The 12,861-nt window shown below is 30.7% G+C and carries 13 protein-coding genes; 11 read left to right on the top strand and 2 right to left on the bottom strand.

Annotated features, from left to right (window positions below):
* Positions 1-35 precede the first annotated feature (35 nt).
* The 3 genes from ABD766_RS00785 to ABD766_RS00775 all read left to right on the top strand — a co-directional run bounded on the left by ABD766_RS00785 (position 36) and on the right by ABD766_RS00775 (position 3,325).
* Positions 36-1,247, top strand: coding sequence for an MFS transporter (locus tag ABD766_RS00785; protein ID WP_344814929.1), 1,212 nt, complete (start codon positions 36-38; stop codon positions 1,245-1,247).
* Positions 1,248-1,369: 122 nt separating this feature from the next.
* Entirely contained in the window at positions 1,370-2,773 is a 1,404-nt protein-coding gene (locus ABD766_RS00780; RefSeq protein WP_344814928.1) for an FAD-binding oxidoreductase, read from the top strand.
* Between the two features lie 78 nt (positions 2,774-2,851).
* Entirely contained in the window at positions 2,852-3,325 is a 474-nt protein-coding gene (locus ABD766_RS00775; RefSeq protein WP_344814927.1) for a porin family protein, read from the top strand.
* A gap of 225 nt (positions 3,326-3,550) precedes the next feature.
* Here ABD766_RS00775 and ABD766_RS00770 read toward each other — a convergent pair whose 3' ends face one another.
* Entirely contained in the window at positions 3,551-5,200 is a 1,650-nt protein-coding gene (locus tag ABD766_RS00770; protein WP_344814926.1) for an XAC2610-related protein, read from the bottom strand.
* A 140-nt stretch (positions 5,201-5,340) separates the two neighbouring features.
* Between ABD766_RS00770 and nadC the strand changes: the two genes are divergently transcribed.
* The 4 genes from nadC to priA are packed head-to-tail and all read left to right on the top strand — an operon-like array spanning position 5,341 to position 10,148.
* Positions 5,341-6,198, top strand: coding sequence for a carboxylating nicotinate-nucleotide diphosphorylase (gene nadC / locus ABD766_RS00765; RefSeq protein WP_344814925.1), 858 nt, complete (start codon positions 5,341-5,343; stop codon positions 6,196-6,198).
* 3 nt (positions 6,199-6,201) lie between these two features.
* A complete protein-coding gene (locus ABD766_RS00760) occupies positions 6,202-7,146 on the top strand; it encodes a YihY/virulence factor BrkB family protein (RefSeq protein WP_344814924.1) in 945 nt (314 codons plus the stop codon).
* A 55-nt stretch (positions 7,147-7,201) separates the two neighbouring features.
* Positions 7,202-7,651 carry a DUF2147 domain-containing protein gene (locus ABD766_RS00755; protein WP_344814923.1) on the top strand — a complete coding sequence of 150 codons (450 nt, stop codon included), beginning with the start codon at positions 7,202-7,204 and terminating at the stop codon, positions 7,649-7,651.
* A 49-nt stretch (positions 7,652-7,700) separates the two neighbouring features.
* Positions 7,701-10,148 carry a replication restart helicase PriA gene (gene priA / locus ABD766_RS00750; RefSeq protein ID WP_344814922.1) on the top strand — a complete coding sequence of 816 codons (2,448 nt, stop codon included), beginning with the start codon at positions 7,701-7,703 and terminating at the stop codon, positions 10,146-10,148.
* Here priA and ABD766_RS00745 read toward each other — a convergent pair.
* Positions 10,145-10,840 (bottom strand): LytR/AlgR family response regulator transcription factor, encoded by a 696-nt coding sequence (locus ABD766_RS00745; protein ID WP_344814921.1) that lies wholly within the window; start codon positions 10,838-10,840, stop codon positions 10,145-10,147. The genes priA and ABD766_RS00745 overlap by 4 nt on opposite strands.
* 191 nt (positions 10,841-11,031) lie before the next feature.
* On the opposite strand from ABD766_RS00745, the gene rpsF reads away from it, so the two are divergent.
* The 4 genes from rpsF (at position 11,032) to ABD766_RS00725 (ending at position 12,832) form a co-directional block, all read left to right on the top strand.
* Complete coding sequence (gene rpsF, locus ABD766_RS00740; RefSeq protein ID WP_344814920.1) at positions 11,032-11,373, top strand: 30S ribosomal protein S6; 342 nt, start codon at positions 11,032-11,034, stop codon at positions 11,371-11,373.
* A gap of 2 nt (positions 11,374-11,375) precedes the next feature.
* Complete coding sequence (gene rpsR / locus ABD766_RS00735; RefSeq protein ID WP_007138295.1) at positions 11,376-11,672, top strand: 30S ribosomal protein S18; 297 nt, start codon at positions 11,376-11,378, stop codon at positions 11,670-11,672.
* A gap of 65 nt (positions 11,673-11,737) precedes the next feature.
* Positions 11,738-12,178, top strand: coding sequence for a 50S ribosomal protein L9 (gene rplI / locus ABD766_RS00730; RefSeq protein WP_344814919.1), 441 nt, complete (start codon positions 11,738-11,740; stop codon positions 12,176-12,178).
* Between the two features lie 180 nt (positions 12,179-12,358).
* Positions 12,359-12,832: a DUF6495 family protein gene (locus ABD766_RS00725; RefSeq protein WP_344814918.1), complete on the top strand. Its 474-nt coding sequence runs from the start codon at positions 12,359-12,361 to the stop codon at positions 12,830-12,832.
* Positions 12,833-12,861: the final 29 nt, after the last annotated feature.

The raw sequence follows: 12,861 nt of genomic DNA, 5'->3' as shown, positions 1-12,861 counted from the left end.
AAAAAAGTATTTTTGCAGTATCAAAATTTACAACTGTGCAAAATCAATCTGCAACATTAAACAAAGAGGATTTACTTAATAAAACGGTTTACTCCATTCTGTTTTCTATCAGTTTTGCTCACTTGCTCAACGATTTAATTCAAGCCATTATTCCATCTATTTATCCAATAATAAAGGAAAGTTATCATCTAACATTTTCTCAAATCGGATTAATCACTTTTGCTTTTCAATTTTCTGCTTCTATTTTTCAACCGTTGGTTGGTTATTACACCGATAAAAATCCAAAACCATTTTCTCAAATTTATGGAATGCTTTTTTCGATGGCAGGAATCATTTCAATTTCTTTTGCCAATAATTTTTATTGGATAATTGCTTCTGTAGTTCTAATTGGAACTGGGTCGTCTATTTTTCATCCTGAATCTGCTCGAATTTCTAATTTAGCTTCTGGCGGAAAACGCGGTTTGGCACAATCAATTTTTCAAGTAGGAGGTAACTTCGGAACTGCTCTTGGTCCACTTTTGGTTGCTTTAATTGTTGTTCCTAATTCTCAAAAGTATATCCTTTGGTTTATTATTGTTGCTGCTTTAGGACTACTTATTTTGAGTAAAATTGCCTTTTGGTACAAAGAACATCTTGTTTTTAGAAAAAATAAAGTCCAACCATTCATCGATTTGCACAATCTGCCTAAAAAGAAAGTTCAAATTTCTATTGCGATTTTATTAATAGTAATTTTTTCAAAGTTTTTCTATTCGGCAAGTCTTTCAAGCTACTATCAATTTTACATCATCGATAAATTTGGATTAACCATAAAACAAGCACAGTTTCACATGTTTATTTACTTGTTTTCATATGCTGTTGGAACCATTCTTGGCGGACCATTAGGCGATAAAATTGGAAGGAAATATGTTATTTGGTTATCAGTTTTTGGAGCTTTTCCTTTTGCTTTAGCATTACCTTATGTAGATTTATTTTGGACTGATGTTTTAATGGTTGTAATCGGAATTATTATTTCTTCTGCATTTCCAGCAATTTTGGTTTATGCGCAAGAGTTAGTTCCAAAAAAACTCGGAATGGTCTCCGGATTATTCTATGGTTTTGCCTTCGGAATGGGAGCATTAGGCTCAGCTTTACTCGGAAAACTTGCTGACGCAACTTCAATACAATACGTTTACCACGTTTGTTCTTTCCTTCCACTAATAGGAATCATTTGTTATTTTTTACCAAATTTGAAAAAAAAGATAGATTAAGGCTAGTTTGAGGTCGTATTTTGTAAATGAAAAATTTCAAAAGCAATTAAGCTGTAAAAATCTATTTTCTTTATTCTCTATTCTATTTTCTTTTTCTATTTTTACTTCACAATTTTTACAAAATGCAATTAAATCCAGAAATATTAAATAAGCTAACGTCTATAGTAGGTGAGTCTTATATTTTTACAGACATCGAAACGCGCAATCATTACGGTCACGATGAAACCGAAGATTATGTTTTTCCTCCAAATGTTGTTCTAAAACCAGCAAATACAAAGGAAATTTCAGAAATTTTGAAAATTGCCAACGAATATAAAATTCCAACAACGCCAATCGGTGCAAGAACTGGATTGAGTGGCGGTGCTTTGTCTATTTATCAAGGAATTGGGCTTTCTATGGAACGCTTAAATAAAATTATTGAAATTGATGAACAAAATCTTCAAGTTACTGTCGAACCAGCTGTAATCACTCAAGTTTTACGTGAAGCAGTTGCTGAAAAAGGATTGTTTTATCCAGTTGATCCAAGTAGTCAAGGAAGTTGCTGGATTGGTGGAAATGTTGCCGAAAATTCTGGTGGTGCACGTGCCGTGAAATATGGTGTTACAAAAGATTATGTAATAAACATGGAAGTGGTTTTGCCTAACGGAGAAATCATTTGGACAGGAGCAAATACACTAAAAAATTCAACAGGTTATAACTTGACACAACTAATGGTTGGTAGTGAAGGTACTCTGGGTGTGATTACAAAAATTGTACTCAAACTTCTTCCTCAAAACACACATAATGTTTTAATGTTGGTTCCTTTTTTCAAAGCAAGTCAAGCGTGTGAAGCCGTTTCTGCCATTTTTAGAGCCGGAATTATTCCAAGTGCTTTAGAGTTTATGGAACGCGATGCCATTGATTGGACATTGAAATACAATGACAATATCAACATCACAGTCAATGACAATGTTCAAGCACATTTATTGATTGAAGTTGACGGAAATTATCCAGAAATTCTTTTTTCGGAAGCTGAAAAAATTATGTCAGTTGTGGAACAATTTGAAATAGATGAGGTTTTATTTGCTGATACTGAAGATCAAAAAAACGCACTTTGGAAAATGAGACGTTCTGTTGCTGAAGCAGTAAAATCGAATTCAATTTATAAAGAAGAAGATACTGTTGTTCCAAGATATGTGTTACCTGAATTATTAAACGGAATCAAAAAAATAGGAAATAAATACGGATTCAAATCGGTTTGTTATGGTCATGCAGGTGATGGAAATTTGCATGTAAATATCATTAAAGGTGAAATGAATGATGAAAATTGGGAGAAAGAAGTGCCTAAAGGAATTCGTGAAATATTTGAATTAACTGTTGCTCTAAAAGGAACACTTTCTGGTGAACACGGAATTGGTTTTGTTCAAAAAAACTTTATGGATATTGCTTTTTCAAAAGTTCATTTAGAATTAATGGAACGCATTAAATATGTCTTTGACCCAAACAATATTTTAAATCCTGGAAAGATATTTCCTGATGAAGTTTAAAATACGATTTTATACGTATTTCATGTTTTTTCAAAGTAAAATAGTTTTACATCATACTAATCTTTAAATATTTTCATGATGAAAAAATTATTTTTTACAGCAATTTTATTAGGAACAATTTTTTATTCAAATGCACAAGAAACAACTTTTGGTGCAAAAGCTGGTGTTGACATAGCAACAGTTAAAGTAAAAATTGGAGGAACAACCGCAACAGCAAGTGAAACAGGATACTTTGCAGGTGGATTTGCAAATATTGGAGTTTCAGAATCTTTTTCTGTGCAACCAGAACTTTTGTTTGTAGCTATTACAGATTTCAATTTTTTGAGTGTTCCTATCTTAGGAAAATATTCTGTTTCTGAAAAAATTGGTGTTTTAGCTGGACCAAGTTTGAATTATTATCTTGATGCAACAGAAGATCAATTTAAACTAAATTTAGATTTTGGTGCTACTTATGAAATTTCAGAGGATTTCGGAATAAATGCAAAATATTCCATGGGAATGGGAGATGTAAGCATTAGCGGAATATTCATTGGAACTGAATATAAATTTTAATATAAATTTCAAAAATTAAAAGGCACAAACTTTAAAATTTGTGCCTTTTCTATTTAATCTCTTTTCGGAGTGTTTTTCTTAATTCTTTTTTCTTCTTTTTTCTCTTTCGCCGTTTTAAGAGGTTCTTTTTTTACGGTCTTTTTTGCGTCTTGACTTTTTGCCATGATTTATGGTTTTAATATTGCTAATAAGTAAATGTAGTAAATATTTGTAAGAATTACAGTTTTATCTGCTTAGATTTTTGTCTTTTTCAGTATTATTCAAAATAATTTTATTATTTTTAATTTTCTGATACGTTTTCAAATAGTAATATTCTTCTGAGTTTTTCTCTTTCACCAATTCTTCAATAAATTTTTCTTCAAATAGAATTTTGCCTTTTAAATCATAATGGATGATATGTTCAATATGATAAGACCTTCCCATATTGTAGTATAAAGTAATGGTTCTTAATTTGTTGTCTACAGTTATTTCTGAACCAGATAGTTTTTTGCTGTAATCAAATTTCTTAGTCTTGGGATTAAATAAATAGTTGTCATAAAACGCATGACTAGCTCCTGAATAAACAGAATTATAAATAGAAAAATCTGCATATCCATCAAAATTGAAATCTTTAAAATCATCAGATGACGAATAGAATAAACTTTTTTCATCACGAATAATCATGTCTGGTTGAGAAATCAAAAGAGTCTTTTTAGTTTTACTATTGATTAATTTTCGTGTAATATTTTTGGCTTTTAAAGGTTTTTTATTGTCATCAAAAGTAATTTCGAGTTTAGTCTCCCAATAACATTCAAGATTATTGATTTTGAATGGCTTACTATAATAAATATGATTTTCAGCTGGTGCGCCATATTTTTTGAATTGGTATTTTTTATATTTAAAAGTGTCTTTGCTAATGGTGTCTAAATCAAATTTCTCATTGTATTTGAATTTGGTCACAATAGAGTCAAAGGCATATCCCATTGTATCATTAATATCCACAATGGTTTCTTGATTTACAAGTGATTGAATAAAAATAGAATCGTTTACAAACTCTGAAGTCATTTTATAACTATCAGAATCACCTCCAACAATTCCTAAAGTAATTTCTTTTATAGTGTCATTATGATTGAATTGAAGCACTTTCATAGTTTCATCACCATATTTTTGACGATAATAAATTGAGCCATAATAATATGGATTTTCTCTAGATAAAAAGGCATCAGGAGATCTATAATATTTTTCATTGACTTCAACTTTTGTAGAATCTATTCCAAGTTGATAAAGTTCATTTTTTTCCAATTTTCTTGAATTTTTAATCTCTTCAAGATAGTTATCCATGGATTCTTTTTTCTTGTAAATAAAATTATAAATGAAATTTTTGTGCTCTGTAGTTTCTTCAATTACTATAGAATCGTTGTTAAATGTTACGTTATAAAAATGAAAATTACTTGATAATCTATTATAATCATCGGTATATAAAAGGTATTTAGAAGGCGATAATTTATCAATTCTAAAGGTTTCGCCACTAACATATTCCTTATACAAGTTATTTCTATAAGCAATATGACTTTCAGCAACTGGATTATAGGTTGCTCCAACATAATCTCCATAAAGATTTATAACTTTAAAAATGGAATCTTTTTCGTAGAATATTTCGGCACCATAATAATTTAACTGTGTTGAGTCTTTGTTATAAATATCTTTGTAATGACCTAAAAAGCGTTTTAATAAAATAGAATCTGAGTCAGTTCGTTTATATTCAAATGGTGGGATTTTTGCTTCAACTTCTTCAGAAGTGTTGGTTTTTTCAATTTGCTTGGTGACAACAGATTTGCAACCGTTTATCAGAAGAAGAATGTAAAGAGGAGGTATAAAATAATTACTATTCTTCATGAGTTTTTGAAGTTATTAAACGATATCAAATGTATAAAAAAATGTAATTGAATAGTTTTAGTTAATCTATTTATAATTTCAGATTTATATCATAACGCAAATCAACATTTTTAATTATTTTAGCCATTCAAATTTAGATTATGATTTCAGAAGCACAATTTCAAAACGAACTCCAATTAATTATACAAAATGCCATTCGAGAAGATGTTGGCGATGGCGATCATTCTTCACTAGCATGTATTCCGGCTGATGATCAAGGAAAAGCTAAACTATTAGTAAAAGACAACGGAATTATTGCCGGAGTTGAATTTGCCAAAATGGTTTTCAATTATGTTGATGCCAGCATGAAAGTAGAAACGTTTATCAATGATGGTTCTACTGTGAAATATGGCGATGTAGTTTTCCATGTTTCAGGAAGTTCGCAATCGATTTTAAAAGCAGAACGATTAGTATTGAATTCGATGCAAAGAATGAGTGCGATTGCAACTAAAACTAGGAAATATGTTGATTTACTAGAAGGAACTAACACTAAAGTTCTTGATACAAGAAAAACAACGCCAGGTTTTAGAGCTTGTGAAAAATGGGCTGTAAAAATTGGTGGAGGCGAAAATCACCGATTTGCTTTGTACGACATGATTATGTTAAAAGACAATCATAACGATTTTGCTGGTGGAATTACAAAAGCAATCAACAAAACAAAAGAATATTTAAAAGCCAACAATAAAGATTTGAAAATTATCGTTGAAGCTAGAAATCTTGATGAAATAAAAGAAATTTTACAAAACGATGGAGTTTATCGAGTTTTAATCGATAATTTCAATTTTGAAGATACCAAAAAAGCAGTGGAATTAATTGGAACTAAATGTTTGACAGAATCATCAGGAAACATAAATGAAAATACCATTCGTCAATATGCTGAGTGTGGAGTGAATTACATTTCATCTGGTGCTTTAACGCATTCTGTTTATAACATGGATTTGAGCTTAAAAGCAATCTAAAAAATGACTCTCGAAGAAAAAATAAAAGGTTTTCCAGTAATTAAGCAACTTATAGCTTTTGGTAATTCAATCAAATTGCCTTGGCTACATGGGTTGTCGTTATATGAACTTTTAGAGTTATACATTACAGGAATTATAGAAGGCGCTTTGTCTTATCGTGCTGCTGCAATTGCATTTAGTTTCTTTATGGCGTTGTTTCCTTTTGCTTTGTTTATTCTGAATTTGATTCCGTACATTCCAATTGAAGGTTTTCAAGAGGATTTCCTTGGATTTGTTAAAGATGGCGTTCCTCCAACAACTTATGATGCTATTTTCAAAATCATAAATGATATTCTTCACAACAGTCATTCAGGATTGATTTCTACCGGAGTTATCATGGCGGTTTTGTTAATGACAAATGGGGTAAATGCTATTCTTGGAGGTTTTGAAAATTCGCAGCATATAACTTTGAAGCGTGCTTATGTGAGACAATATTTGGTTTCACTGGGAATGTCTATTTTACTTTCATTAATATTGATTATAACCGTTGCAACCATAGTTGTTTTTGAAGTTTTAATTCAGAAAACTAAAATTCAAGACGTACTTTCAGAAGATATTCCAATCATCGAAATGAGCCGTTATATTTTCTTAATTCTGATGATTTTAATTGCAACATCTATACTTTTTAAATACGGAATTAAAAGAAATGGCAAACGTGCCTTTATTTCAATAGGTTCCGTTTTTACAACAATTTTAATCATTTTATCTTCTTATTTCTTCGGAATTTGGGTGGTAAAATTCTCAAAATACAATGAACTTTATGGTTCTATCGGAACGCTTTTAGTAGTAATGTTTTACATTTGGATTAATTGTATGATTCTTTTATTAGGATTCGAATTGAATGCCTTAATTCAAAAACTAAAAAGAGAAAAAGCACTCGAATTAGAAGCAGAAAAAAGTTCAAATTAATATTTTAAATCATAAATCAATAATTAAAATTTACAATTAAGAAATAAATCCAGTTATGAAGACGTTAAAAATGTTCAAACTCAAGAATAGTTTAGTTTTACTTTTAGTTTTGTTTTTTCAAATAGTGCAAAGTCAATCTGTTTTAGGAAAATGGAAAACTATTGATGATGAAACCGGAAAAGAAAAGAGCATTGTAGAAATCTATGAAGTTGACGGAAAAATCTACGGAAGAATCGTTGAAATTTTAGAAACTGAACATCGATTCAAAAAATGTACATTATGTCAAGGAACAGATAAAGATAAACCAATTATGGGCTTGATTTTTATCAAAGGATTGACTAAAGATGGCGAAGAATATAGTGTTGGTAAAATTTTAGATCCAAAAAACGGTAAGCTATACAAGTGTTATATCACATTGGAAGGCAATGACAAACTAAAAGTTCGGGGTTATATTGGAATTTCTCTTTTAGGAAGAACCCAATATTGGAAACGAGTGGAAAGTTAGTTAGTTTTAGTCTCTTTCATCTATTTTCTATTCTCTTTATTATAAAAAAATGCATTTCATTGAAGTAATTTTACCGCTTTCTTTACCCAAAACGTTCACTTACAGCGTTTCGGAAGCTGAGTATAATTACATCAAAATCGGAATGCGTGTTGCGGTTCCATTTGGGAAAAGTAAAATCTATACAGGATTGGTTTTAGATTTGCACCAAATTCCACCAACATTATACGAAGCCAAAGAAATTCATCAAATTTTAGATGAAAAACCAATTGTAAATGAGTTTCAAATTCAAAATTGGCAATGGATTGCGTCCTATTATATGTGTAATCTTGGTGACGTTTTTCGAGGTGCAATGCCATCTGCTTTTATTTTAGAAAGCGAAACTATAATTTCCCAAAAGAAAGATTTCAATGTAAATGAATCCGAATTATCCGATGATGAATTTCTAATTTTTGAAGCACTTCAACATCAAAGTTCATTAAAAGTTCAGGATATCAGTGCAATTTTGAACAAGAAGAATATTTTTCCTATAGTTCAGAAATTGCTAAATAAAAATGTGCTTTCGCTTCAAGAAGAACTTCAAGAAGAATACAAGCCGAAGCTAATTAGATACATTCGTTTACATGAAAATTATACTTCCGACGAAAGTCTGATTTCGTTGTTAGATTCATTAACAGGAGCTAAGCAAAAGGAAGTTTTATTGCAATATTTTCAGTTAAATGCACAAGAAAAAAAGCCAATTTCTGTAAAGCAATTAACTGAAATTTCTCAGTCAACATCGACTACAATTAAAACGTTGATTGATAAAAATATTTTTGAAGAATATTTTATTCAAGAAGACAGAGTCAATTTTGATAAAAACAAAACCGATAATAATTTAATTTTAAGTGAAGCACAACAAAAGGCATTTCTTGAAATTAAAGAGAGTTTTCTTTCGAAAGATGTCTCGCTACTTCATGGTGTTACATCTTCAGGAAAAACGGAAATTTATACCAAACTAATAGAGGAATATATTGCTCAAGACAAACAAGTTTTGTACTTACTTCCCGAAATTGCTTTAACCACGCAATTGGTTTCTCGTTTAACGGCGCATTTCGGAAATCAAGTTGCTGTTTTTCATTCTAAGTATTCTAATAATGAACGTGTTGAGGTTTGGAATCAAGTTTTAGAAAATTCAGAAAAAGCAAAAATTGTAATAGGAGCGAGGTCGTCTTTGTTTTTACCATTTTCTAATTTAGGATTAATAATTATTGATGAAGAGCACGAGCAAACTTTTAAGCAACAAGATCCAGCGCCAAGATACCATGCTCGTGATGCCGCAATTGTTTTGGCAAATTCACAAAAAGCCAAAGTTTTATTAGGTTCGGCGACACCAAGTATTGAAACGTATTTCAATGCGCAATCTGGAAAATATGGAATAATTTCTATTTCGGAACGTTTTGGAAAAGCACCTTTACCTGAAGTTGAATTGGTTGATTTAAAAGAAAATTATTTCAAAAAAAGAATGAAAGGTCATTTCAGTTTGACGCTAATTGAAGCCATAACGGAAGCTTTGAGTTTGGGTGAGCAAATCATTTTATTCCAAAATCGACGCGGTTTTTCTCCGGTTTTAGAATGCATGACTTGTGGTCATATTCCGCAATGTACCAGTTGCAATGTGAGTTTGACATATCACAAATTTAAAAATCAATTACGTTGTCATTATTGTGGGTATTCTATTGCAAAACCAACCAATTGTCACGCTTGCTCAAGTGTAGATATTTCTGCCAAAGGTTTTGGAACAGAGCAAATTGAATTGGAATTAGCCGAATTATTTCCAACAAAAAACATCAAGCGAATGGATCAAGACACCACTCGTGGAAAATACAGTTTTGAGAAATTGATTGATAGTTTTAAAAATCGTGAAATAGATATTTTGGTTGGGACACAGATGCTTGCAAAAGGTTTAGATTTTGATAACGTTTCGTTAGTCGGAATCATGAATGCAGATACAATGTTGTATCATCCAGATTTTAGAGCTTTTGAAAGAAGTTTTCAGATGATGACACAAGTTTCTGGTCGTGCTGGTCGTTCCGATAAACGTGGAAAAGTTATTATTCAAACGTATAATGTAAATCACAATATTATTCAGCAAGTTACTCACAATGATTATGTTGGAATGTATAAAGAGCAATTATACGAACGTCAGATTTATAAATATCCGCCTTATTTCCGTTTGATTAAATTGACTTTAAAACATAAAGATTTTGATAAACTTAAAGAAGGTTCGATGTGGTTGTATCAAGTAATGCAACAACATTTGCAAATTCCAGTTTTAGGTCCGGAGGAACCAGGAATTAATCGTATTCGCAATGAATATATTCGAACTATTATGGTTAAAATTCCACAAAATGTCTCTATACCAAACACAAAAAAAACTATCCAGAAAATCCTGAATAGTTTTGATGTTATTCCACAATACAGAGCTGTAAAAGTTACTGTAAATGTTGATTTTTATTAAGCTATTGCTAAAGCTTTAATCAAATCTTCTTTTTTATTACGACTTAATGGAATTTTAGTAACGCCAATTTCGGCAAACTTACTGTTGAAACGTTCCACTTTGTCGATATTAATGATGTAAGATTTGTGAACTCTAATGAATTTGTCTTTAGATAAGTCTTTTTCAAAAGATTTCATGGTAGAAAGAACAAGATTTGTATCTTCTTCAGTGACTACTTTCACATAATCGCCATAAGCTTCAATCCATTTAATTTTATTGGTAAAAACCTTTAGTTTTTTAAGATTACTCTTAATAAAGATGTGTTCACCTTCATCATCATGATTGTCCTGACGTAACATGTAATGGTCTAATGCTCTTTTTACGGAAGCATTAAAACGTTCTAGTACAATTGGTTTTTGCAAATAATCTGTGGCATCATAATCAAATGCTTTCAAGGCATACTCTGCTTTTGAAGTAATGAAAATTACTTGAGGTTTAACTTTTAAACCATCAATAAAATCAAAACCGCTTATTACTGGCATCTCTACATCTAAGAAGATTAGATCAACCGTATGCACTGTCATACAATTTTTTGCTTCAATTGCATTAGAAAAATCACCTACTAATTGTAAATTTGGATGATTATTTACTAACTTTGCAACGACCATCCTCTGAAGAGAACTATCATCGACTACTACACAATTTAATTTCATAATTCAGTGTTATTATAGATTTGGTGATACAAATATATCACTTTTTTTTAAAGAAAATAACGTTTGTCGATTTTTTTTGCTTTTAAGCAGTATTTTTTTGCATTTAGGCGATATTTTATGTTTTTCCGTTGTGTAACTAATTTTTATTTTTACCTTTGCACCCAATTTTATATAATTAAAACATATTTATTATGAATCATTACGAAACTGTTTTCATCTTAAATCCCGTTTTATCTGATGTTCAGATAAAGGAAACAGTAAGCAAATTTGAAGATTTTCTTACAAGTAGAGGAGCAAAGATGGTATCAAAAGAGGATTGGGGCTTAAAAAAATTAGCTTACGAAATCCAAAACAAAAAAAGTGGTTTTTACCATTTATTTGAATTCCAAGTAGCTCCAGAAGTATTAATTGCTTTTGAAACTGAATTTAGACGTGACGAACGTGTTATGCGTTTCTTAACTGTAAGTTTAGACAAACATGCAATTTCATGGGCAGAAAGAAGAAGAGAAAAACTTAAAGTAGCAAAAGCTTAATCATGGCAACATTACAACAATCAGCTTCAGGAAAAAAAGACGGAGATATCAGATATTTAACGCCTTTGAACATAGAAACTAACAAAACTAAAAAGTATTGTCGTTTCAAAAAATCTGGAATCAAATACATCGATTATAAAGATGCCGATTTCTTATTAAAATTCGTTAACGAGCAAGGTAAAATTTTACCAAGACGTTTAACAGGAACTTCATTGAAGTATCAAAGAAAAGTGTCAGTAGCTGTAAAAAGAGCTCGTCACTTAGCTTTAATGCCATATGTAGCAGATTTATTAAAATAATTTAAAATCAACAGTTGTTGGTTTTCCAATAAAGGAAACCTAACTTCTATAATAAGGACAACAACATGGAACTTATATTAAAACAAGACGTTCAAAACGTAGGATTTAAAGATGATATCGTTACAGTAAAAGCTGGATACGGTCGTAATTACTTAATTCCACAAGGATTTGCTACTTTAGCTACACCTTCTGCAAAGAAAGTATTAGCTGAAAACTTAAAGCAAAAAGCGCATAAAGAAGCTAAAGTTATTGCAGATGCTACCAAAATTGCAGATGCATTAAAAGCTTTAGAAATTAAAATTACTTCAAAAGCAGGTGGTGAAAAATTATTTGGTTCTGTAACCAATATTGATATCGCTGCTGCATTAGAAGCTGCTGGTCAACCAGTTGATAGAAAATTTATCACTAGTGGAACTGTAAAAAGAACTGGAAAATACACTGCTTCTGTAAGATTACACAGAGATGTAGTTGTAGAATTACCATACGAAATCGTAGCAGAAGTTTAATAACTAGCTACAAACAATCTAAATCCCGATGAAAGTCGGGATTTTTTTATTTAGCCACAAAGACGCAAAGGCACAATGGTTCTAAAGTGTTACTCTTTCAATTAATCTTTGGTGTTTTATGTTTAATGGCTAAATAATAAATAAAAACTTAGTGTCTTAGCGCCTTTGTGGCAAATAATTATGAAATACAAAAGATTAACCAAAGAACAATTTGAAGCTTTGCATCAAGAATTTGCAAATTTTCTTGCCTCTCAATCTATTGATAAAAAAGAATGGGACGAAATTAAAGCCAATAAACCGGAAGTTGCCGAACAAGAGTTAGACGTTTTCTCAGATTTAATTTGGGAAGGAGTATTATCTAATTCTCAATTTTTGGAACATTTCTCTAAAAACCATATTTTCCTTTTTCATTGTCAAGAAGACTATATCGATTCTATGGTAATAAAATCGTTAGTTCCAGATGTTGATTTTCTCACCAAAGATGGATTGCAATGGCTTAGTGAAAACCTCTTTACTGATTTTGTAGAAATCCATGTTGGAAAAAAGAATTATGATGCCGAAAGAAAAGAATCAATATTTGACTTAATTACTCAAGGTGCTATTTTGAGTGACGGACAATTATATGTTCAAATTAATACTATAATTCAATCATAATTTCCTGAATTTAGAAATATTTACCTACT

The organism is Flavobacterium cheonanense, assembly GCF_039539185.1.
GTDB lineage: Bacteria > Bacteroidota > Bacteroidia > Flavobacteriales > Flavobacteriaceae > Flavobacterium > Flavobacterium cheonanense.
The sequence above is the reverse complement of the archived record's forward strand: the minus strand, read 5'-3'. Positions and strand labels throughout refer to the sequence as shown.

Excerpts from the sequence above, each read along its gene's own strand:
- ABD766_RS00780 (WP_344814928.1), top strand. The coding sequence starts at position 1,370 with ATGCAATTAAATCCAGAAATATTAAATAAGCTAACGTCTATAGTAGGT.
- ABD766_RS00775 (WP_344814927.1), top strand. The coding sequence starts at position 2,852 with ATGAAAAAATTATTTTTTACAGCAATTTTATTAGGAACAATTTTTTAT.
- ABD766_RS00770 (WP_344814926.1), bottom strand. The coding sequence starts at position 5,200 with ATGAAGAATAGTAATTATTTTATACCTCCTCTTTACATTCTTCTTCTG.
- nadC (WP_344814925.1), top strand. The coding sequence starts at position 5,341 with ATGATTTCAGAAGCACAATTTCAAAACGAACTCCAATTAATTATACAA.
- ABD766_RS00760 (WP_344814924.1), top strand. The coding sequence starts at position 6,202 with ATGACTCTCGAAGAAAAAATAAAAGGTTTTCCAGTAATTAAGCAACTT.
- ABD766_RS00755 (WP_344814923.1), top strand. The coding sequence starts at position 7,202 with ATGAAGACGTTAAAAATGTTCAAACTCAAGAATAGTTTAGTTTTACTT.
- priA (WP_344814922.1), top strand. The coding sequence starts at position 7,701 with ATGCATTTCATTGAAGTAATTTTACCGCTTTCTTTACCCAAAACGTTC.
- ABD766_RS00745 (WP_344814921.1), bottom strand. The coding sequence starts at position 10,840 with ATGAAATTAAATTGTGTAGTAGTCGATGATAGTTCTCTTCAGAGGATG.
- rpsF (WP_344814920.1), top strand. The coding sequence starts at position 11,032 with ATGAATCATTACGAAACTGTTTTCATCTTAAATCCCGTTTTATCTGAT.
- rpsR (WP_007138295.1), top strand. The coding sequence starts at position 11,376 with ATGGCAACATTACAACAATCAGCTTCAGGAAAAAAAGACGGAGATATC.
- rplI (WP_344814919.1), top strand. The coding sequence starts at position 11,738 with ATGGAACTTATATTAAAACAAGACGTTCAAAACGTAGGATTTAAAGAT.
- ABD766_RS00725 (WP_344814918.1), top strand. The coding sequence starts at position 12,359 with ATGAAATACAAAAGATTAACCAAAGAACAATTTGAAGCTTTGCATCAA.